This is a genomic window from Rhizobium mongolense subsp. loessense (assembly GCF_900099775.1).
Lineage (GTDB): Bacteria > Pseudomonadota > Alphaproteobacteria > Rhizobiales > Rhizobiaceae > Rhizobium > Rhizobium loessense.
This window is the reverse complement of the sequence record NZ_FMTM01000009.1, coordinates 104,477-125,690: the sequence shown is the minus strand read 5'-3', so window position 1 is coordinate 125,690 and position 21,214 is coordinate 104,477. Positions and strand designations below refer to the sequence as shown.

23 protein-coding genes are annotated in these 21,214 nt (G+C 60.1%); 3 read left to right on the top strand and 20 right to left on the bottom strand.

Annotated features, from left to right (window positions below; translation table 11 throughout):
- Nucleotides 1–2: 2 nt before the first annotated feature.
- The 9 genes from BLP23_RS25205 to BLP23_RS25165 all read right to left on the bottom strand — a co-directional run bounded on the left by BLP23_RS25205 (nt 3) and on the right by BLP23_RS25165 (nt 8,496).
- Nucleotides 3–749 (bottom strand): SDR family NAD(P)-dependent oxidoreductase, encoded by a 747-nt coding sequence (locus BLP23_RS25205; protein ID WP_092587466.1) that lies wholly within the window; start codon nt 747–749, stop codon nt 3–5.
- A gap of 37 nt (nt 750–786) precedes the next feature.
- Nucleotides 787–1,680: a carbohydrate ABC transporter permease gene (locus BLP23_RS25200; RefSeq protein WP_092587465.1), complete on the bottom strand. Its 894-nt coding sequence runs from the start codon at nt 1,678–1,680 to the stop codon at nt 787–789.
- A 16-nt stretch (nt 1,681–1,696) separates the two neighbouring features.
- Nucleotides 1,697–2,632 (bottom strand): carbohydrate ABC transporter permease, encoded by a 936-nt coding sequence (locus BLP23_RS25195; protein WP_092587464.1) that lies wholly within the window; start codon nt 2,630–2,632, stop codon nt 1,697–1,699.
- A gap of 66 nt (nt 2,633–2,698) precedes the next feature.
- Entirely contained in the window at nt 2,699–4,012 is a 1,314-nt protein-coding gene (locus BLP23_RS25190) for an ABC transporter substrate-binding protein (RefSeq protein ID WP_092587463.1), read from the bottom strand.
- Nucleotides 4,013–4,140: 128 nt separating this feature from the next.
- Nucleotides 4,141–5,208, bottom strand: coding sequence for an ABC transporter ATP-binding protein (locus tag BLP23_RS25185; RefSeq protein ID WP_092587462.1), 1,068 nt, complete (start codon nt 5,206–5,208; stop codon nt 4,141–4,143).
- Between the two features lie 104 nt (nt 5,209–5,312).
- Nucleotides 5,313–6,089, bottom strand: a complete 777-nt coding sequence (locus BLP23_RS25180; protein ID WP_092587461.1) for an SDR family oxidoreductase — start codon at nt 6,087–6,089, stop codon at nt 5,313–5,315.
- A gap of 1 nt (nt 6,090) precedes the next feature.
- The gene (gene denD, locus BLP23_RS25175) at nt 6,091–7,074 is read right to left on the bottom strand and encodes a D-erythronate dehydrogenase (RefSeq protein WP_092587460.1); all 984 of its coding nucleotides are present in this window, start codon (nt 7,072–7,074) and stop codon (nt 6,091–6,093) included.
- 29 nt (nt 7,075–7,103) lie between these two features.
- Nucleotides 7,104–7,847 (bottom strand): FadR/GntR family transcriptional regulator, encoded by a 744-nt coding sequence (locus BLP23_RS25170; protein ID WP_092587459.1) that lies wholly within the window; start codon nt 7,845–7,847, stop codon nt 7,104–7,106.
- 205 nt (nt 7,848–8,052) lie between these two features.
- On the bottom strand, nt 8,053–8,496 hold the full coding sequence (locus tag BLP23_RS25165) for a CBS domain-containing protein (RefSeq protein WP_092587458.1): 444 nt from the start codon (nt 8,494–8,496) through the stop codon (nt 8,053–8,055).
- A gap of 245 nt (nt 8,497–8,741) precedes the next feature.
- Between BLP23_RS25165 and BLP23_RS25160 the strand changes: the two genes are divergently transcribed.
- Entirely contained in the window at nt 8,742–9,182 is a 441-nt protein-coding gene (locus BLP23_RS25160) for a DUF2267 domain-containing protein (RefSeq protein ID WP_092587457.1), read from the top strand.
- 112 nt (nt 9,183–9,294) lie between these two features.
- On the opposite strand, the gene BLP23_RS25155 is transcribed toward BLP23_RS25160, so the two are convergent.
- From BLP23_RS25155 to BLP23_RS25145, 3 genes are all read right to left on the bottom strand, one after another.
- Nucleotides 9,295–9,756 (bottom strand): YbhB/YbcL family Raf kinase inhibitor-like protein, encoded by a 462-nt coding sequence (locus tag BLP23_RS25155; RefSeq protein ID WP_092587456.1) that lies wholly within the window; start codon nt 9,754–9,756, stop codon nt 9,295–9,297.
- Between the two features lie 558 nt (nt 9,757–10,314).
- Nucleotides 10,315–10,959: a TenA family protein gene (locus BLP23_RS25150; protein ID WP_092587455.1), complete on the bottom strand. Its 645-nt coding sequence runs from the start codon at nt 10,957–10,959 to the stop codon at nt 10,315–10,317.
- Between the two features lie 5 nt (nt 10,960–10,964).
- Nucleotides 10,965–11,807 (bottom strand): BtpA family protein, encoded by an 843-nt coding sequence (locus BLP23_RS25145; protein WP_092587454.1) that lies wholly within the window; start codon nt 11,805–11,807, stop codon nt 10,965–10,967.
- A gap of 24 nt (nt 11,808–11,831) precedes the next feature.
- On the opposite strand from BLP23_RS25145, the gene BLP23_RS25140 reads away from it, so the two are divergent.
- Nucleotides 11,832–12,728, top strand: a complete 897-nt coding sequence (locus BLP23_RS25140) for a PfkB family carbohydrate kinase (RefSeq protein WP_092587453.1) — start codon at nt 11,832–11,834, stop codon at nt 12,726–12,728.
- Nucleotides 12,729–12,731: 3 nt separating this feature from the next.
- Here the strand turns inward: BLP23_RS25140 and BLP23_RS25135 are convergent, their stop codons facing one another.
- The 7 genes from BLP23_RS25135 to BLP23_RS25105 all read right to left on the bottom strand — a co-directional run bounded on the left by BLP23_RS25135 (nt 12,732) and on the right by BLP23_RS25105 (nt 19,457).
- Entirely contained in the window at nt 12,732–13,502 is a 771-nt protein-coding gene (locus BLP23_RS25135; protein WP_022716133.1) for a glutamine amidotransferase, read from the bottom strand.
- Nucleotides 13,503–13,535: 33 nt separating this feature from the next.
- On the bottom strand, nt 13,536–14,603 hold the full coding sequence (locus BLP23_RS25130) for a phosphotriesterase family protein (protein WP_092587452.1): 1,068 nt from the start codon (nt 14,601–14,603) through the stop codon (nt 13,536–13,538).
- Between the two features lie 3 nt (nt 14,604–14,606).
- Nucleotides 14,607–15,611: an ABC transporter permease gene (locus BLP23_RS25125; RefSeq protein WP_092587451.1), complete on the bottom strand. Its 1,005-nt coding sequence runs from the start codon at nt 15,609–15,611 to the stop codon at nt 14,607–14,609.
- A complete protein-coding gene (locus BLP23_RS25120; RefSeq protein WP_092587450.1) occupies nt 15,608–16,420 on the bottom strand; it encodes an ATP-binding cassette domain-containing protein in 813 nt (270 codons plus the stop codon). Before BLP23_RS25120 ends, BLP23_RS25125 begins: the two co-directional genes overlap by 4 nt.
- The gene (locus BLP23_RS25115; RefSeq protein WP_092587449.1) at nt 16,417–17,373 is read right to left on the bottom strand and encodes a substrate-binding domain-containing protein; all 957 of its coding nucleotides are present in this window, start codon (nt 17,371–17,373) and stop codon (nt 16,417–16,419) included. Before BLP23_RS25115 ends, BLP23_RS25120 begins: the two co-directional genes overlap by 4 nt.
- 4 nt (nt 17,374–17,377) lie before the next feature.
- Nucleotides 17,378–18,436, bottom strand: a complete 1,059-nt coding sequence (locus BLP23_RS25110; RefSeq protein ID WP_092587570.1) for a LacI family DNA-binding transcriptional regulator — start codon at nt 18,434–18,436, stop codon at nt 17,378–17,380.
- A gap of 115 nt (nt 18,437–18,551) precedes the next feature.
- Nucleotides 18,552–19,457 (bottom strand): S1C family serine protease, encoded by a 906-nt coding sequence (locus BLP23_RS25105; protein ID WP_092587448.1) that lies wholly within the window; start codon nt 19,455–19,457, stop codon nt 18,552–18,554.
- Nucleotides 19,458–19,763: 306 nt separating this feature from the next.
- Between BLP23_RS25105 and BLP23_RS25100 the strand changes: the two genes are divergently transcribed.
- A complete protein-coding gene (locus tag BLP23_RS25100; protein ID WP_092587447.1) occupies nt 19,764–20,528 on the top strand; it encodes a metallophosphoesterase in 765 nt (254 codons plus the stop codon).
- Nucleotides 20,529–20,817: 289 nt separating this feature from the next.
- Here the strand turns inward: BLP23_RS25100 and BLP23_RS25095 are convergent, their stop codons facing one another.
- Nucleotides 20,818–21,153, bottom strand: coding sequence for a hypothetical protein (locus tag BLP23_RS25095; RefSeq protein ID WP_167363972.1), 336 nt, complete (start codon nt 21,151–21,153; stop codon nt 20,818–20,820).
- Nucleotides 21,154–21,214: the final 61 nt, after the last annotated feature.

Sequence of the window (21,214 nt, the reverse complement as noted above, 5' to 3'; positions counted from 1 at the left end):
CTTCAATAGGTGGCACGCCCGCCCGACAGGTCGAAGGTCGAGGCTGTGGTAAAGCTGTTTTCCTTGGACACCAGCCAGGCGACCATGGACGCGGCCTCCTCGACCTTCAAAAAGCGGCCGCGCGGGATGCGCGAGCGCATGTATTCGATGAACTCCGGCGTCAGCTGTTCCAGAATCCGCGTCTGAGCGGTTGCCGGCGTAATGCAATTGACGGCGATGTCGTAGCCGGCAAGCTCCTTGCCCAGCGATTTGGTAAGCCCGATGACGCCTGCCTTCGAGGCGGAATAGGCTGCAGCGTTCGGATTGCCCTCCTTGCCTGCGATCGAGGCGATATTGACGATGCGGCCGTAGTTGCGCGCCTTCATATCCGGGACCACTGCGCGGTTGACATAGAAGGTGCCGGTGAGATTGATGTCGATGATTTTGGTCCACATGGCGATGTCATAGGTGTCAACCGGCGCTGCATCTCCGGCGATGCCGGCGGAATTAACGACGATCGAAACCGGTGGGCCATCGGCGGTAGTGGCGGCATAGGCAGCCTCGACCTGGTCCCAGCGTGAGATATCGGCGACGGCGCTGCGAGTTCCTGCGCCAAGCGCAGCCTCCGCCTTTTTGAGCAACGGCCCATCCATGTCCCAAAGCGTGACCGCCGCACCGGAGGCAATCAGACGGCTGGCGATGGCAAAACCAATGCCCTGTGCACCCCCTGTGACGATCGCATGCTGTCCTTCCAGATCAATTTTGTTCATCCGCCCCTCTCTCACGAACCCTGACAGTCAAATTTCGTCATTCCTTCACCGCGCCGGTCATCGACGAGACATAGTAGTCGACGAAGAACGAATAGAGGATCACGACGGGCAGCGAGCCGAACAAGGCCCCGGCCATCAGCGATCCCCATTCGAACACGTCGCCGCGCACCAGCTCGGTCAAAACACCGACGGGAATGGTCTTGTTTTCCGAGGACTGAATGAATGTGAGCGCATAGATGAACTCGTTCCACGAGAGCGTGAAGGCGAAAATGCCGGCCGATATCAACCCGGGCACGGCAAGCGGCAGGATGATCTTCACGAGGATCTGCCAGCGGTTGGCGCCGTCGACCAAGGCACTTTCCTCGAGCTCGAAAGGGATCGACCGGAAATAGCCCATCAGCAACCAGGTGCAGAACGGGATCAGGAAGGTCGGATAGGTAAAGATCAGCGCCAGCCTGGAATCATAGATGCCGAGCTTGAAGACGATGAAGGCCAGCGGGATGAAGAGGATCGATGGCGGCACGAGATAGGCGAGAAAAATAAGGAGCCCGACCGGGCGCGATCCGGTAAAGCGCACGCGCTCGATTGCGTAAGCGCCGAAAACGGATGCTGCAAGCGACAGCACCGTCGATCCGACCGCAACCAGCATGGTGTTCCAGAGCCAGCCCGGATATGAGGTTTCAAGGAACAGATATTTGATGTGGTCTAGCGTCGGCTCGACCACCCAGAACGGGCTGTAGTTGTTGTAATCGGTCAGCTGCGAGTTCGGTTTGACGGCGGTGATCGCCATCCAATAGAACGGAAAGAGCAGCACGAAGACGAAGACCGCCATCGGCAGATAGAGCATGACGATGCGCCGTGGCAGGCGGTTGAGATAACTCATCCCCTGGACGTTGTCGGTCAGAACCTGTTCGGTCGTGTTGGCGTTCATGATTGTCTCCCGACCGTTAATCCTGGCCGCCCTGCTGCCATTTGCGGCGCTGCAGACCGAAGAAGCTGAACATGATGGCGGCAAGCAGGAAGGGGATCATCGCGACCGCAATGGCAGCGCCCTCGCCCAATTGGCCGCCCGGAATGCCGCGCTGGAAGGACAGCGTCGCCATCAGGTGCGTTGCATTGACCGGCCCGCCTTTGGTCAGCACGTAGATCAGTTGGAAATCGGTGAAGGTAAAAAGCACCGAAAACGTCATCACGACGGCGATGATCGGCGTCAGCATCGGCAGCGTCACATAGCGGAACCGCTGCCAGCTGGTTGCGCCGTCGAGCGAGGCGGCTTCCTGCAGCGAGGCGGGAATGGTCTGCAGGCCGGCGAGCAGCGAGATGGCAACGAACGGTATGCCGCGCCAGACATTGGCGATAATCACCGAGATCCGCGCATTGGTGGGATCGCCGAGAAAATTGATCGGTCCATCAATCAGCCCCATCTCAATCAGCGACCAGGAAAGGATCGAGAACTGGGAATCGTAGATCCACCAGAAAGCCAGCCCCGACAGCACCGTCGGAACGACCCATGGAAGCAAGACGATAGCGCGGAAGAAAGACTTGAACGGCAGGTGCTGATTGAGAAGCAGCGCCAGCCAGAGGCCAAGCACGAATTTTAAGACGGAGGCAACGAACGTATAAAGCAGGGTGTTGAAGACCGAGAGCCAGAAAACGGAATCGCTGGCAAGGAACTGATAGTTCTCAAGGCCGATAAAGATACCATCGCGACCAATCCGGGTGTCGGTGAAGCCGAGCCAGACACCCAGTCCGAGCGGGTAGGTGAGGAAACATACGAGAAAGATGGCCGCCGGCAGCATGAACAAGAAGCCGAGCATATTGTTGTTCTGCATGAGCGATGCGACCCGGCCGCGCGTCGTATCCCCGGATGTCACGGTCGACATGGTTCTATCTCCTGATGGACAATCGCAGCATGCCGTCGCCGGCATGCTGCAGACCTTTAAGCGGGCTTAAACCCGGTAGTAGCGGTTTGCCCGGCGCTCTGCTTCTTTCATTGCGTCTTCCGGCGTCATCTGGCCGGTGACAGCAACGGCGAACATGTCGACGAGCACGTAGTCGGCCATAGTGCCTGCCGAAGCATAGCCCAGGGGTCCTGCATAACCGTTCGGCCGCAGCGTCTCCGAAGCACGCGCGTAGGGCGCATGGACCGGATCGGACGTCCAGACGGGATTGTCGGCAAAGGCCTTCAGCGGCTGGCAGCAATAGGCGCTGGAACCTGTGATCCAAGCATTCATCTGGTCGGCTTCCATCATGAACTTGATGTAGGCTTTTGCGGCTTCCGGGTACTCGGTATGGCTGAAGAGAAGCAGCGAGCTCGTCTGGTGCAGCTCGACGCTCTTGCCGACCGGACCAATCGGGAAGTTCGTGGTTCTCATGTCTGCGGCGATTTCGGCAAGCTTTGGATCTTTTTTCGCCGCATAGTAGACCGACACGCCGTTTGCGATCAGCGAGACCTGCCCGGCGAGGAATGCCCGGTTGTTGTTGATGTCCTGCCAGCTTTCCGTGCCCGGGATGAAGGTTGCATAGAGTTCCTTCGCATAGTTGATGGCAGCCAGCGTTTCGGGGCTGTTGATGGTCACCTTGCCGCTTTCGTCCACCATCTTGCCGCCATGACTCCAAAGCAGCCAATGGGCATAATTGTTGCCGTCGCCGACCGCCTTGCCATGCGGGAAGCCGGCGGGCGTGCCCTTGGCCTTCATTGCCTTGCAAAGTTCAAGAAAGCCGGCCGTATCCTTCGGGAACTCGCTGAAGCCGGCCGCCTTCACATGACTGTCGCGGTAGACGACGGCATTGCCGATCGCCGTGAGCGGCATAGCGATGAACTTGTCGTCGCGGGTTGCATAGCCGCGGACACCGTCATACCAGCCGCCGTACTTGTTGCCGAGATAGTTCGCAAGTTCGGTCAGGTCGACGAGCTTGTCGGGATACTGATGGGCGTCGTCGAACCAGCACATCACCATGTCCGGACCGGAGCCGACATTGGCGGCAACGGCAGCCTTCGGACGGATATCTTCCCAGCTTTCCTTGTCGACGCGAACCTCGACGCCGGTCGCCTCGGTGAACTTCTTGGTGTTGGCAAGCCAGGCATCTTCGTCTCCCTTGACGAAGGGCGTCCAGCGAAGAAGCCTGAGGCTTGCGCCTTCTTCCGGCTTGTAGCTCGGCTCGGCCTGGGCGAAAGACGGTCGGATCCCGAACGGCGAAAGGCCCGCGATACCGGCCGCGGCCGCCGACGCGGCAAGAAAATGACGTCTTTTGATTGTCATAATACTCCTCCTTGAAAAGCGGGAGCGAATTCTCCGGCGTTCACCTTCCCGCGTGGCGAACGACGGTCATCGCATCGGCGGATGAGCAGGGAAGGCTCCTCTTCTTCCCGGCCTCCACTGAAGCGTTATCAGGCACTCAACCTCTGTCCGCTACCGGCATCGAAGAGATGCACATGCGACGCGTCGATCGAGACGCGCAGCGTCTCGCCGGGACGCGCGTTGACGCGTTCGCGGAAGACACAACTGACATCAGCGCCCCCGAACCTCACGATCAGCTGCGTTTCGTAGCCGGTCGGCTCGATGACGACGATCTCAGCCGGCAGACCATTGGCATCGAGCGCGATATATTCCGGGCGCAACCCATAGATCAGATCGCGTCCCTTTGCCCCGGCAGGCGGATTTGCAACCGGCAGGGCCGTTCCGTCCGACGCAATGAACTGGTTGGCGTTGTCCGGATTGAGCCGGCCCTTGAACATGTTCATCGCCGGCGAGCCGATGAAGCCTGCGACAAAGAGGTTCGCCGGATTGTCGTAGAGATCGAGCGGCGCGCCAACCTGTTCCACGACGCCGTCATGCATGACGACGATCTTGTCGGCCATCGTCATCGCCTCGATCTGATCGTGGGTGACATAGACGGTCGTGGTGCTAAGGCGCTGGTGGAGCTCCTTGATCTCGGCGCGCATGGCCACGCGGAGTTTGGCGTCGAGGTTGGAGAGCGGTTCGTCAAAGATGAACACCTGCGGATCGCGCACGATCGCCCGGCCCATGGCGACACGCTGCCGCTGGCCGCCGGAAAGCTGGCGTGGATAGCGGTCGAGAAGTTTGGTGAGGCCCAGGATCCCGGCGGCCTTGTTCACGCGCTGATCCATGTCCGCCTTCGGCGCACGTTTGAGCATCAGCGAAAACGCCATGTTCTGGGCAACCGTCATGTGCGGATAAAGCGCATAGTTCTGAAAGACCATGGCGATGTCGCGCTCTCCAGGCGCCAGCCCGTTGACGATGCGGCTGCCGATGCGGATTTCGCCGGCCGATATGTTTTCGAGTCCGGCGAGCATTCTCAAAAGCGTGGATTTTCCGCATCCGGACGGCCCGACCAGGATCACGAACTCTCCGTCGGCAATCTCGATGTTCACACCCTTGATGACGGGGAACGCCCCGAATGATTTCTTGACATCGACAAACTCGACAGCTGCCATAAAAGTCCCTCCCAGACCTAGTCTTCGCCTTCGGCCCATCTGCCCGGCCATCCCTGCTCCAGGATTTCACCGCCAGGGCGCGGGCCCATTCAACTTCGTTATGCCTATCCCCTGCCCACGAGGGGCATCTTTGTCGCCATCACAGTCATGGTCAGCACGTTTGCCTCCAACGGCAGGCTTGCCATATAGACGACGGCGCGGGCGATATGCTCGGACGGGATCGTCGGCTCGCTCGCGATCTCTCCATTGGCCTGCAGCACTCCCGAGCTCATCTTCGACGTCATATCCGTTGCGGCATTGCCGATGTCGATCTGGCCGCAGGCGATATCGTATGGCCGTCCGTCAAGTGCGGCCGATTTCGTCAGGCCGGTGATTGCATGTTTTGTCGCCGTATAAGGAGCGGAATTCGGCCTCGGCGTCGTGGCGGAAATCGATCCGTTGTTGATGATGCGGCCGCCGCGCGGCTCCTGCGACTTCATCAACCTGAAAGCCTGCTGCGTGCATAGAAAGGCGCCGGTGAGGTTGGCCGCAACCACCCCGCTCCACTGGTCGAAGCTGACGTCCTCCAGCGGGATCGCCGGAATATTGCTGCCGGCATTGTTGACGAGAAGGTCGAGCCTGCCGAACTCGGCTTTGATCCGACCAAAAAGATCTGCCACCTGCTCGGCAAGGCTGATATCGCAAGTCATCGCCCGGACCGTCCCGCCGGTTTCGGCACCAAGCTCGGCGGCGGCTTTTTCCAGAACGTCGCTCCGGCGGCCGGTAATGACGACGACATAGCCTTCAGCGCTCAAGGCGCCGGCGATGCTGCGGCCGATGCCGGTGCCTCCGCCGGTGACGAGCGCGATCTTGCCTTTCTGCAGGGTTGCGGACTGCGGCATCTTAGATTTTACCCCCGAGTTCGTCGTCTATGTGGATCTTGATGATCTCGTCGAAATTGGCTTCGGCCTTGAAACCGAGCGCGGTGGCGCGCTGCGCATCGAAATCCGTCGCCCAGCCGGAAACAATCGCACGAATGGCGGGGTCGGCCTCGCGGCGGATGAGCTTGACCGCCTTGTCGCCGGCAACGCGGCGCAGCGCCTCGATCTCTTCGCCGACGAGCGCGGAAAGGCCGGGCATGGTCAGATTCCGGCGCGGCCCGATCTTGCTGGTGTCGATCCGCGCGGCATGGACGAAGAAGCCCACCGCCGAACGGGGGCTTGCAAACCAGTGGCGGACGTTCTCGTCGACGGGGAGCACGGCCTCCTGGCCGACAAGCGGCTCGCGCAGGATATTGGAAAAAAAGCCCGAGGCCGCCTTGTTGGGCTTGCCGGGGCGAATGCAGATCGTCGGAAGGCGGATGCCGATGCCGTCGAAGATGCCACGGCGTGAATAATCGGCCAACAGGAGCTCGCAGATTGCCTTCTGCGTCCCGTAGCTCGTCAGCGGCGTGGTGAAGAAATCATCGCTGATCTTCTCCGGGAAGGGCTGGCCGAAGACGGCGATGGATGACGCAAAGATCAGGCGCGGGGTGTAAGGTTCTTTCTGGGCTTCGTACCTGATCGCCTCAAAGAGCGAGCGCGTGCCGTCGAGATTGACGCGGTAGCCTTTGTCGAAATCCGCCTCGGCCTCGCCGGACACGATGGCCGCGAGATGGAAGATCAGATCCGGTCGCAAGGCGGCAAGCGTGGCTGCGGCGCCGGCATCCGAGAGATCAAGCGCCAGCGCGTTGGAAACGGAGGCAAGCGCGGCAGGCACCGGCGGAGCAACGACATCGACGAGCGTGAGCCTGTCGATGCGGTGGCCGAGCGCTTCGGCGTTGGAGCCGAGCTTTTCCACCAGTTTGCGTCCGATCATGCCGGCTGCGCCGATAACCATCACATGCATATCAGGCAAATCTCCTCATGCTGTTCGGCTCACGCCGGAGAGCCGGCGCTCAAAAGAGCCCTGGTCGTTTCGTAAATACGCGTCAGATGATGGCGAAACGCGGCGATGACGGCGTCCCGGTCATGCCGTTCGAGAGCCTCGACGATCGCAACGTGATCGGCGTAGCTGGCCTTGATGGCGCCTGGCTGGGACATGGCGTTGCGCCGGTAGTCCATCATGTAAGTGTATAGATCGGTGACGAAGTCGGCGAGCAGCGGGTTTCCGCAGGCGCGATAGATTGCGACGTGGAATTCACGGTCACAGATGAGAAAGCGCATTGCATCGTCTCCACCCAGACGCTGCGCTTCGATAAGGTCCTGCAGCTTTTTCAGCGTTTCGGCGTCTATCCTTTCGGCGGCATCGCCGACGACCTTGAGTTCGATATGCAGGCGAGCCGCATGAACCGATTCCAAATCGTAGCTGTCGATGGCGTTTGGGGACGCGATGGTGACCGTGATGTGGCTGAGGTCGACCTTGCCGACGCGGCTGCGGCTGCCGTGCGAGACTTCGATGATGCCTTGGGCGGCAAGCATCTGGATTGCGCCGCGCACCGTTTCCCGGCTCACATGAAGAACATTGGCAAGCTCGCGCTCACCCGGCAACTCGTCGCCCGGCCGCAGCATGTTCGTGGCAATCAGGACCATCAGCTTTTCAGCGATGACGTCGCGCGCCGTCTGGCGCGCGAGGCTACGCCCGACATTCGGTACCTGCGTCAAGATCGGGCTCTCGTCCATGGTCCCCGTCGCTCACTGATCCACTGGTTGGTCCACCAGATCAGTTGAGTAAAGGTTACCGCAGGTCAGCCGTCAAGAGACATTCGTCGCCGCAGTGCAGCATTGGGGTGCGCGCAGCGAAACGGCGCGCACCGGTTACGGACGGGACGCCGGGTGGCGCAAAAGGGCGCCGCGCTCCCAGCTTTTCACCTCATCGCGCGGCCGCTTAGTGAAGGCCGCTCGACTGCGAATGGTGGCCTCCGTGCCGCGATATGCCCGCAAGAGCTGCGCCGGTCGACGCTTTTTCGGCGACTGCAGCTAGATCGCCCAGCGACAATATGCCGACCAGCCGCTTGTCCCGATTAACCACCGGAATGCGCCTGATCTGTTGGTCGCCAAGGTTCTTGCAGACCTCGTCGGTCTCCTGGTCATCAAAGCAGTATCTGACTTCGGACGTCATGATATCGCCGACCTTCGCCTCAGGTCCCTGCCCCTGGGCAATGGCGCGTACCGCGATGTCGCGATCCGTCAGCATGCCAACGAGCCGATCATTATCCTCGACCGGCACGACGCCGGCATCGAGTTCGGCCATGATCCTTGCCGCTTCCTGTATCGTGTCACCCGGCCTGATGAGCCGGACGTCGCGCGTCATCACTTCGCTCACTTTCATGACTTTTATCCTCCGCCTTATATGGATTTCTACAGAAGTCCAACGTATCTGGCTCGGCAATGTTCCAAGCGTCATCGATTAACGTCCCTGTCAGCAATTGGACCTCACGCCAGGCAAATACCCGCACATAGACCCTCGCGGTTTGCGGCCGTTTTCTTTGCAAATGACGAAACAATTGCAGCCAATTGCAGTTGTGCTCTTTGAGAAGGATGTCCGGGCTTCGACCGGCAAAAGGAGGTGTCAATATGAGCACAACCGGTCTCGATGTCTTCGACAAGACACTGCAAACCACCAATATCTGGCTGAACGAAATCATGGCCGACCATGGCCCTGACCGGCACGTCGCATGGCATATTCTGGGCGCCGTCCTGAAGGCCTTGCGTGACAGGCTCTCGCCGGACCTTGCGGCCCATCTCGGCGCAGAACTGCCGCTCATCGTTCGCGGCATCTACTACGATCAGTATCGTCCCTCCCAGATGCCGGACAAGATGCGTTCGCGCGATGAATTCCTCGAGCGTGTCGCCGAAGGGCTAAAATCCATTCGTCCGGTCGATCCCGCCGATGCGGCGAAATCGGTTTTCCACGTTCTTGCCCGTCATGTCGATCTCGGGCAATCGGCAAAGGTGCGCGACGCACTGCCCAAGGAGATTCAGGCTTTGTGGCCCGATAGCGTCGGCGTAAGATAGCCGCCAACAGCACGCGGAACACGGGCTGCCGGCCCTTTTCACCGCAACCTCGGACGGAATTGCGCTGTGCGATCCGCACTTGCCGGGTCGGATCAAATGAAATCAGCTCGTCCTAGCTCCGATAGGTCCCGGTAATGCTTGCCTCGGCGAGCATATGTTTTCTTGCTTCGTTCCACATCGACGCGATGCCGGCGTCACCGGGAACCGAAAGGCTTGGGACGTCGAGCGCGGCAAGGCGAAAGATATAGTGATGCGCCTTGTCGCCCCGTGGCGGCTGCGGCCCATCATAGCGCGCATTGCCGAAATCATTCCTGTAAAAGCGTGGCGCGTTTTCCGGTGCGGTATCGGCGCTTTCGGCCAGAGCATCCCAATCGGACGGGATATTGGCGATGCCGCAATGGCGGAAGGTGCCGCGCGGCGCGTCCGGGTCTTCGACGATCAAGGCAAAGCTTCTCGTTCCTTGCGGAGCCCCGCCCCACTTGAGGGGCGGAAACAGATTTTCGCCGGAGCGCGCATATTTCTCGGGAATGGGATTATCCTGTGTGAATGCCGGGCTCATCAGGGTCAGTGCCATGGCGCTTCTCCTTTCATCCTGCTGGCTCACGCGCGGCCTCTGGGGCTTTTGTGTTGAAGCAAGATCAACCTGAAGATAGCGGTATTGTTCCCCAGCTGATGGCTTTTCTGCAGCCTTATCTTGAGGATCATCGGTAGCCATTGGCAGTCCGCTGCGAGATACGCCCCGATTGCGGTGAAGACACCGCCACGCTCGCCTGTCTGGCAATTTCGCCTGCCGCCACCTGTGGCTGGCGAAGCGCTTCCTGGAGGCCTTCGACCGCCACCGACAGACCGATCCTTGTTGTGAATCGGAAGCCCAGTATGGCGCGACGAAGCCCGCCAGCTGCTTCGCGAAGGCTTTAAGCAGCTTTTACCTCCTCTTCGAAGAACGCCCCATGGGTGGGTCGGCTGCCCTGCCCCTTCGCGGGATTGCGCCCAGCAAAGACGCCATCGAGCCCATGCAGCCCTGCGCAACCCGGCAGCCCCTTCTTTTGTCTGGCGACCGCCTCGCCGCTACGAGCCGTCTCACCGGGCCCTCGGCAGCGATGCCAACCGCCTGTGTCGCGGACATTCTCCGTTATCGATAGGGCGCGTCGTGAAAACCGATCTCCAGCTTCTGGACCCGGCCGAAGATGCTGCTGAGCCGCGACCGCTCGGCGGGATTAAGCGGATCAGCAGCAAGGTCGAGCTCCGCCTTAAGCCAGCGCGCCTGGGCGGCAAAATCGTCGTGGGCGTGGAGGTCCACCCATTCCTTGAGCAATGGATCGTCGATCCGGCATTCGGCCGCCTGACGCGACCAGGTCCAATACATCCATTCAGCAGCAAACATGGCGGCGATCGTGTCGAGGAAGCCTCCGGATCTTGCGATCTCCAGCATGCCGTTGCGGAAGTCCGCCACCTCTGGCCGATCGACATCAAAGGCTGTGGGATCGATCCCGCGTGCGGCGAAGGTCTTCTCGAAATAGGCAATCTGCTGATTGGCGAGCGCGTCCAGCACACCGATCAGCCATCGCTTCTGCGCAATGGTCTCTGACTTGGCCGTTGCATAGGCGAAGATGCAGATGGCCGTTTCGACAAAGGCACCCTCGTAAACGAGGTACCTGTCGAAGACTTCCTTCGACAGGCGGCCCGCCTTGATGTCCTCGACAAAGCGATGACTGACCATAGCCTCGAAGACGGACCGGTTTTCCCGGATGATCTGATCCGACATGCTCTCCCGCATGCCGTTCAACCCTTCAAAGCCGGTGCGGCGGCTGCAACGAAGGCCTTGACGCGCTCTATGTCGACCGGGTTCCACCACACGCCTCCGTGCTTCAGCGAGGAGGCGACGATGACGCCGTTGGTGCGCTTCAAGATTTTGACGATATTATCCTTGCTGACGCCGGAACCGACCAGCAAGGGCAGGTGGGTCGCTGCGCCGATTTCCTCAATCTCCTTAATGCTCGCCGTGTTGCCTGTGCGCTGTCCCGTGGCAATCACGGCATCAGCGTCGAAGAAAGCAAGGTCGCGGGTCAGTTCCTCGATCGTGCGGTCGGCGGTGATGGCGTGTGCGCCATGCTTGACGTGGCTGTCAGCGAAAACCCTAATGTGCTCGGCTCTCAGCATCGACCGGTAGCGCATCGCCTGCGCCGCGCGGCCTTCCATGAAGCCCTCATTCGCGACATAGGCGTTGGCCCACTGGTTGACCCGGATGAACTTTGCGCCGCCGGCCATGGCGATGGCGAATGATGGGATCGGCGCATTCGCAAGGACGTTGATCCCGAGGGGGACATCAACGGCCCGTGCGATGCGATCGGTGACGACCGACATGAAAGCCGCGGTCTCCGGGCCGATATCCTCCGGCTTCGAGAACGGGATGTCGCCATGATTTTCGATAATCAGCCCGTGCATACCGCCCTCTATCAGCGCCTCGGCGTCGCGCAGGCAGGTGTCATAGATGGCGTTCATCTCTTTGCCGCGGTAACGCGGTGCGCCGGGAAAGGCGGGGCAATGGATCATACCGATCAGCGCCTTGTCAGTCCCGAATATTTCCCGTATGGCGCTTGAGGTCTTGTCGGATATTTCCTGCATCTGTTTCCCTTTCGAAAGCCAGTCATGCGTGCTTATGTCATCGGCAACGTCACAGTGGACGAAACCATTTCCGTATCGGCCATGCCCGAGGCAGGTGCCTCGATTCTCGGTCACGAGGAAACCCGTGGCCTTGGCGGCAAAGGCGCGAACCAGGCCGTGGTGATGGGCCGTGCCGGCCTTGCCTCCATCCTTGTTGCAGCCGTCGGCGATGATTTTCGCGCTGAAATCATTCGCAGCCAGTTGGCCGAAGAACCGGTTGACGCGCGACTGGTCCCGCTCTCCGGAAAGGCGAGCGATTTCTCTATCATCTTCACCACACCCGATGGCGAAAATGCCATCGTCACGACCACCGATTCTGCCGGTTCGCTGACCCTTTCGGAAGCAATTCGGCCGCTTGGCGAAAGTACCGCGGGCGATCTCGTTGTCCTGCAGGGCAATCTTTCCGATGACGTTACCCGCGGCATCCTTGAAGAAGCCAGGCGACGACAGCTGGTCACCGCCTTCAATCCCTCACCCCTTCGTCGCTTTTTCGCCGATCTCTGGCCGCTCATCGACATTGCCTTTCTGAACAAAGGTGAAGCCGAAAGCTTGACTGGAACCGGCGGCCAAGCCGCCGCGTCGACCCTGATCTCTGCGGGGGTCAAGTATGCTGTCCTGACACTCGGCGGTGAAGGCGCATTGCTCGCAAGCCGGGCAGACACCCTTAAGATCCCGGCAGCCCCCGTCACCGCCATCGATACGACAGGCGCCGGCGACACCTTCATGGGCACGGCACTCGCCTCTTGTGCCTTGCGCGGCGTGCCGCTTGACGCCCGCGCCATACGCCACGCGACCGCTGCTGCTGCCTTATCTGTCAGCAGGCGGGGCACCCGATCTGCGTTTCCCACCCATGCCGAACTCCATGCCATCCTCGCCGCCTGAGCTTCAGCGCGCCTCGGTCATCCAGGCAAGGAGATTGGTCCACAAGCGTCCATACCCTTCCCACTCGCAAAAAGCCGGCGACAGCCAGTGAGGACCGATATCGGAGGTCCAGGCGGCCGTGCGGCCCTTGCCATGCGAACCCAGCACCAGCAACGGATGGCTCCCCTGATCCTCCGGCAGGCGGGCAAGCACCTCGATATCGGCGCGGTCGCGCAGTTCCACTTCGTTGACGCCGAGAAGCAGCGGCCATTCACCGTCAAGCCCGGCCATGACCGGATGTTCCGGCTTCACGACCACGGCCGTCGATCCTTCCGGCATTTCAACGCGGTCGTCATAGGGAAGGCAGGTGACGGGCAGGACGTCTTCGACCGGCGTGCGGCGCCAGCGCGCCTTGCCGTCGATACCCTGAAACGAGAAGTAGCCGCCGACCATCAACAGCGCGCCGCCCTTCTCGACCCAGGCCTTGATGAGCTTCAGCCGGTTCGGCACCGTCTTCGACTGCAGCCAGACGGCCGGCGGCAGGAGCAGCGAGTTCGCGCCGATGTCTGACAGGATGACCGCGTCATAGGCGTCAAGCCCGGCCATGCCGAAGGGAAATTTTTCCACCGCCTCGTGCGCCGGCATGTAGGTCAGTTCGAATTCGCTACCCTGAAGCGCCTTGACCAGCGGCTCGGCGCCCAAATGGAAGGTGACGCTGCCGAACTGGTCGAAGCCCTTGTAGTGGGTGGCCGAACTGACCCAGCTTTCACCGACGAGGAGTACTTTCTTTGTCATTGTCCTTACCGTTTCTTTGATGGAATCCAGCCGTCAGGCTGCAGCCTGGAAGACCGACCGTGGATTGTCGCGCATCATTTGGCCGATGATCTGTTCATTGAGACCGTGGCGTTTGAGGCGCGGTAGGAAATGCCTGAGGACGTAGGCATAGCCGTTGCCGCCGTATTTCGTCAGCATCATCTTCAGGAAAACGTCGTGCGACAGCAGGATACGGCCAGCGTGTCCCATCTCGACGAGCTTGACGATGGCGCGTGCAGCCTCCTCGTCGCTCGGGCACTGCACCTGCTGGTCGGCATAGAAGAAATCCATGCCGATCATGTCGTATTCGACGAACGCGCCGCGCGAAGCGATCTCGCCCTGATAGCCGAGGTCCTCATGCGAGGGATTCATGTGGCAGAGAACGGTGTGGCGGAGATCGCCACCCTCCTTAGCCACGATGTCGAGCACCTTGTGTCCGAGCCGGAACCAGCCGGGCAAATGGACCATCAGCGGCAGACCTGTGCGGCAGTGTGCTTGGGTTGCGCCGCGTAGCGACTTTTCCTCCTGCACGGTGAAGTCGGAAGAGACGCCAATCTCGCCGATCAGACCGATCTTCACATCCGTGCCTTGAGCACCCTCAAGTGCCTCGCAGACGATCTCATCGGCAATCTCTGCGACACTCATGCCAGCAACCTTGGCCGGATGCGACGAGGCTAGGTAATAGCCCGCACCCATCACGATATTGAGTCCCGCTGCCTTGGCAATGCGCCTGAGCGCCAGCGGGTTGCGGCCGATGCCCTGGCATGTCGGCTCGACGACCGTCCTGCCGCCTTCCTTCGCGAACTCCTTAAGCTCGGCGATCGCCAGCGGCTCGTCGTCCAACGCTATGTTGTGCTTGTTGACGAACGGGTCCTGGCGGAGTTCACCGAGAATCTCCATGCAAACGAAACCTTCGGCAAGATATTGCCGCTCCGGCGTCTTTGGCGGATGCCACCAGCAACGGCAGTCGTTGAGGACGTGCTCGTGCATCAGCGTGACGCCGAGCGCATCAGCTGGAACCGGCCCGGCAACGGTCATCACCTTGCCGGATCGGATATGGCCTTCGGAAAGCTCACCTTTCATCACTCAGCCCTTCTTCTTGCTGCCGAAACGGAAACTGGTGGTGAAGATGCGGGTATTGAGCCAGATCGCCAGGAGGATGATTGCACCGGTCACGATCTGGGTGAAGAACGGCGAGATGTGCATCAGGATGAGCCCATTGCCGATCACCGCGATGGTCAGCGTTCCGAGCACCGTGCCGAGGATCGTGCCGCGGCCACCCATCAGCGACGTGCCGCCGAGCACCACGGCCGCGACGACCTGCAGTTCGAAACCGACGGCTGCGTTTGACGAACCGGAGCCAAGACGCGCCGCAATCAACAGCCCGGCCAGCGCCGAGGCCACGCCGGACACGAGATAGACCGAGGCAATGATCCACTGCGCCGGCATGCCGACGCGGCGTGCTGCTTCCATGTTGGAGCCGACGGCCACCACCTGCCGTCCATATTTGGTCGAGGAGATCACGACATAGCCGATGGCGGCAACGAGAATGGCGATCAACGCAGGGACCGGCAAGCCGATAAACTGGCCGCGTCCCAGCCAGAAGAAACCCGGCACGTCCTTGATCGGGATCGAATAGCCCTGCGTCAGATAAAGCGCCAGGCCGCGCAGGATCGAAAGTCCCGCCAGCGTGACGATGAAGGCCGGGATCCCCTGATAGGCAACGAACCATCCCTGCGCTATGCCCATCAGCGCCCCGAAGGCCAGCATTCCCGCGACAACGAGCGGCCAGGGATAACCCATGGCGAGAATGATCGCCGCCACGGCGTTGACGAGTGCCACCTGCGACCCGACCGACAGATCGATACCGCCGGTGACGATGACTAGGGTCATCGCGACGGCCACAATAAGGATCGGCGCCGCCTGCCGTACGACATTCAGGAGATTTCCAACGGTCATGAACGTGTCGGTGGTGACCGCAAAGAAGGCCACACAGGCGAGGAAGAAAAAGGCGATCGACAGGACCTGGGCGTGCTCGGCAAAGAAGTCGGCAAGCGGCGAGCCCTTGGCGCGTTCGGTATAGACGGTCACTGCCTTTCTCCTCCGACGATGAGCTTCACGAGATCCTCCAGATCGGTCTTGCCGATCTCGCGCTCGGCGACTTTGGTGCCTTCGTACATGACGGCAATCCGGTCGCAGACCCGGAAGAGGTCCTGCAGGCGATGGGTGATGAGAACGACGGAAACGCCCTTTGCCTTGACGCGGTTGATCAGCGAGAGAACGGCTTCCACCTCGGCAACGGCAAGTGCCGATGTCGGCTCGTCCATGATCAGGACCTTGGGACTGAAGGAGGCGGCCCGGGCAATTGCAATGGCCTGGCGCTGGCCACCGGAAAGCTTTTCGACCTTTGCAGTCAGCCGCGGAATGCGAATTTCCAGCGCATCGAGCATTTTGCGCGCCTCGGCAAGCATGGTCGCACGATCGAGGAAAGGTCCCTTGGTGATTTCGCGGCCGAGAAAGAGATTGCCGACCACATCGATATGATCGCAGAGGCTCAGGTCCTGGAAGACCATCTCTATATTGCGCGAGCGGGCCTCGGCCGGACCGGAAAAACGCACCTCTTCTCCATCGATCGAGATCGTTCCACCGTCGGGTATATAGGTGCCGGAGATGATCTTAGTAAGCGTTGACTTACCTGCCGCATTGTCGCCTACAAGCCCGAGGCACTCCCCGGGGTAAAGGTCAAGGTCGACGCCGCGCAGCGCCTGGTGCGAGCCGAAGGTCTTGCGGATATCGCGGAGCGATATGCGCGGCCGTTTTGCCGCCCCCCCGGATTGCCGGGAGAGCATGTCTCCCCCGGTTCCGGAGACAGCGCTTGGGTGCTGTCCGTGGCTGATCATTTAAAGACGGCCCTGTATGGTTCCACGTTCTGCTTGGTGACGATGGTCACGGGAACCGCGATGTTCTTATCGACCGAACCGCCATCGGAGAGCTTCTTCAGCGCGTCGACGGCCGCAGCACCCATGGCGGCCGGATCCTGCTGTATCACGGCAGCAACGTAACCGGCGTCGATGCCGGCGATCGCCTGGGCAGTGAGGTCCCAGCCGAACACCTTGATGGCATCCTGCTTGCCCTGGCTTTCGACAGCGGCGATGGCTCCCATCAGCGCCGGTTCGCCGGTCGCATAGACGGCGGTCATATCCGGATTGCCGGTGATCAGGTTCTCGGCGGCGGCAAGCGCATTGTCCTGAATGTTCTGACCATCGACGACGCCGGCCTTTTCGATGCCGGAGACACCTTCGAGCGTCTTTTCAAAGCCCTCCTGGCGGACGTTCTGGATGAACGAATTCAGCGCACCGACGACCCCGACCTTTGCCTTGCCGTCCATGTTCGCCTTGACGTAATCGAGGAAGAATTTGCCCATATCAGCGCCGGCCTTGGCGTTGTCGACGCCAATCTGCGCCTTCTGGGGGCCATCAGGGAGGATTGCATCGATCGCGACCACGGGAATACCGGCGTCTGCCGCCTGCTTGACGGCCGGCATGATGCCGTTGACATCGATGGCAACGACGGCAAGACCGGCGACTTTCTGCTGGATGTAGGTCTCGATCGCGCTGTTTTGGGCAGCCGGATCGTTGTTGGCATTGAAGATCACGAGTTTTACGCCTGCTGCATCGGCCGCCTTCTGGGCGCCCTCGTTCATCTGGTTGAAAAACAATGCCTGCTGGTTGATCTGCACGAGCGCAAAGGTCTTTTCCTGCGCACTTGCGCCGAAGCCTGCGAACGAGGCGGTTGCCAATGCGGTAAAGCCGAAAGCGGCTGTAAATGTCCTGCGTTTGATGGTCCGGGTCATGTTCTCATCCTCTGGTTCTTTTTTTGTCCATTGCAGTTTTTGGATTCGCCGGCGGCGCAACGGAATTCCGCACGACGATTTCGACCGGCAGGAGCTCTTCCACAGCGGATGGGGCACGCTCCTGCCAGTTTGTCTCAAGAAGCAACGACAGCGCGCGCTGGCCGATCTGCCGAACGGGCTGACGGATGGCCGTCAGCGGCGGCGCAAAAAGATGCAGCGGCCCGACGTCGTCGAAGCCAACGACCGACACGTCCTGCGGGATCGAAATGCCTTGGCTGCGCAAGACTTCAATGACACCGATGGCGATTTCATCCGAACTCGCGAAGATCGCGCTGGCGGGCATGCCCTCGGCTATGAAGCGCTTGGCGGCTTCCCGTCCGAAGGCGACGGTGTATTCGCCCTTGTAGTTGAGCAGCACGGCATCAGCACCGCACAGTTCGTCCATCGCCCTTTCGAGCCCTTGGAAACGGCGCTGTGCGCTGATCATCCGTTCGGGCCCGCCGATGAAAAGCACGCGGCGATGGCCCATCTCCGCAAGGTGCGTTCCCGCCAGATAGCCGCCACTGTCGTTGTCGCAGAAGAGCTTCGGTGCCAGCGCATCCGGGACGTCTTCATCCACAACGACAACCTTGCCGGTGCGGTTGATGAGCGCCCCGAGTTGCCCGTCATCCGGATGATTGGTCACGAAGATCAATCCATCGACGTGGTTGCGCTCAATAAGCTGAAGATAGGCGACCTCGCGGCCAGAGCGGTTCAGCGTCGCGTAGAGCGAGACGGCGAGCCCGCGGTGATCGGCCTCCTCCTCCACCGCCGCTACAAGCGTTGCGAAGAACGGATTGGCGATGTCGGGCACCACGAGACCGATCGTATCCGAGCGCCCGCGGCTTAGGCGCCGGGCATGCGGATTGGGCTGATAGTTAAGATCACGGATCGCATCCTCGATCCTCTTCTTCGTCTCGTGTGGAAGCTCGAGCGAACCATTCAGCAGCCGCGAGACCGTCGACACGGAAACGCCGGCAGCACCGGCGACATCCTTCAGACTGGTGACACGCTCATTCGCCATCGCCTTGTAAACCGCTTTAGTAAACCGATTTACCATTTACGTCATCGATCCCTTTATGAGTCAAGCGGACTTTGTGCGCGTTATTGCGATTGCTAAAACACTTACCGCAGCTTCATTACTGCAGCTGCGGCTTTCGAAGAAAACTGTTGCGGTCGGCCGACTTGATACGCAGCCATGCCTCGCGGCCGTCGCGCAAGATCCTCATGGGGATCTCCACGCCGGCGGGGCCGCTCCTCCATAGCTTGCGGTAAAAGTCGGCAAGACCGGCGACCTCCCCATCCCGTATCTCCGAGATGATATCTCCCTCACGCAGGCCCGCTTGAGCCGCCGGGCCTCCCTCAGCCACGCTCATGACCACCACCTCGCCATTACTTTCGGCAGAGAAAGCCCCGAGCCAGGGACGCGGCGGCTTGTTCACTTGGCCGCGCGTGAGCAGATCATCAAGAATGGGTGGCAGCAGGTTGATCGGCACGACCATGTTGATGTCCGCGCTCTGTCCTCTTTGGCTCATTTGCAGGCGCAGCGAGCCAATGCCAAGAAGTTTGCCGTCGGAGCCGATGAGTCCCGCACCTCCCCAGGAAGGGTGTGCAGGCGCGATGAATATCGCCTCTTCGAGCAGGTATTCCCAATAGCCGGCGAATTCCTGCTTGGCGACAATCGTAGCCTGCACGAACTGACCGATACCGTCAGCAAGCATGACCGGATCGCCGACCTTCGCTTTGGCGGCATCCCCAAGATCCAATGCGGGAACGTCAAGCGACCCAAGCGCCTGCACCAGACCGAAGCCGGTTTCCTGATCATAGGCAAGCGCATGCGCAGGAACGACATACCCGTCATTGCGCGTCAGCCAAACCTCCTCGGCCTCGGTGATCAGGTAGCCGATCGTGACGACAAGGCCATTTTCCCGGATCACCACGCCGCTTCCCTCCCTTTGGGTACCGAGCGTCATCGCCGTGAAGGCATCTTCCGGAATGGAAGAACGTACGGCCACAACGGACCGCAAAATTCTGTCGATGTTCATGCTTTCGTTCCTGATGAGCAAGATCTACGCACGCGAAAGCGTCACCGCTTTCATGCGGCGCCTGGCATTCCTCTAAAATATGGCTCGTCACGGGGCAGCACAAGCCGGAAGAGCCGAATCTGCTTTCAGGCCGATGCAGCAGATGAAGAGTAACCGATCAATTGAGCGCGCCGTATGAAACTGTCCTTCGATGCGACGTATAGCAGACAGCAGGCAAAGGATTGACGTTTCATACACCACAACAAGCACTTGCCGAGCTCCCTCCCTTGTCAGCAGAGCTGCATCATCTCAGATGAAGGAAGAGTAATGCTTGTACCGCGTCTGAGTATGCCAATGAAAATCGTCGAGTTAGCCAGTTCTGTATCTCGCCCCGTTTATGCCATTGGCGATGTTCATGGGATGGCCAGCTTGCTTGAGGTTCTGTTAGCGACAATTGACGAAGATGCGCAGAGATGCGGCGCGGATCCGAGGGTCGTATTCCTTGGCGATATCGTCGACAGAGGGCCGGACAGCCGGCGAGCGATGGAAATTGTGCATGCGACGCTTCAGCAACGTGAGGGATCGCAATTCATTCTCGGAAATCACGACTACCTGTTTCGCGAAGCTTTGACTAACCATCTCGGCGATCCGGCGCTTGATCATTGGCTGTCGGGCCTCGGCGGAAAGTCGACCCTTCGGTCCTACAGTCACCGCATGCCGGGCTGGGCAGGAGAGCTGCCGGACCTGCTGCTTCCCCGATATGCGCATCATCTGGCACTGCTCAATCGAGCCGCAGACATGGTCATCGTCAATGGCTACTGCCTCGTCCATGCCGGGATCGACCCGAAGAAGCCCCTTGCCGACCAGGACGAGCAGGATCTGCGCGAAATACGCGAACGCTTTCTCGATGTCTCAGACCCACTCGAAAAGGTCGTGGTGCATGGTCACACGATCACGAGTTCGGAACTTCCGGAGATCCATTCGAACCGCATAGCGATCGATACGGGGGCCTATCGCACAGGACGCCTGTCAGCTGTCGTGATTGCCGGCAATAGCGAGCCGCGCTTTCTTTATGTCTCCCACTCCGACTAACCGATCAATCCGCGCTTTAATTCCTCCCAGAAGGCGCGATTGATCTGATGCACAAGAGGCTGGGATGCCCACCCCGCACTTTGATCTTCGATCAGGTCGGCTGCATACCGATCACGCTCCCATCCAGTTCGGGGTCGTTGGTTGGTTAACCGCCGGCATGCGCGTGTCGGCACTTAGCCCAAGCCGGATCTGATTCCCTGCCAGATTGGGAGACGTAGGACTTATCAGCCCATCAAAGCGCAGAGACTGCCCCAGTTTATGTCGATAGATAATTTCCCCGAAGCTCCAACTAGAACGCCTTCACAGCCTGGTACGCACCCGCTTCCCAGGCTCGCAGTTCGCCGGCTTCGCAAGTGTAGTTTTCGTCGGTTTCGGCTATTCCGACGCCAATACCGTCAATGTTCGGATCGTCGAATGTGACATAGATGTCTGATTTGCGGATTTTTCGCTCCTGAAAGTCCTTCAGTATGTAAGCGAAACATTGGACATTCCGCCCGGTGTTGCCGCTGTGAATGTGGGCCTCAGTCTTGCGATCAATCTTTGAGAGGCGAAGCGTATCTGCCCGGGCGCCTTCTAATACAGGCAGGGCCAGAATGACGATCGTTGTCAAAGGCAATTTCATCATCGCAGAATCCGTCGTATGTAGGCGATAAGATGTATTCACGTTACGAGATGATCGGACCGGT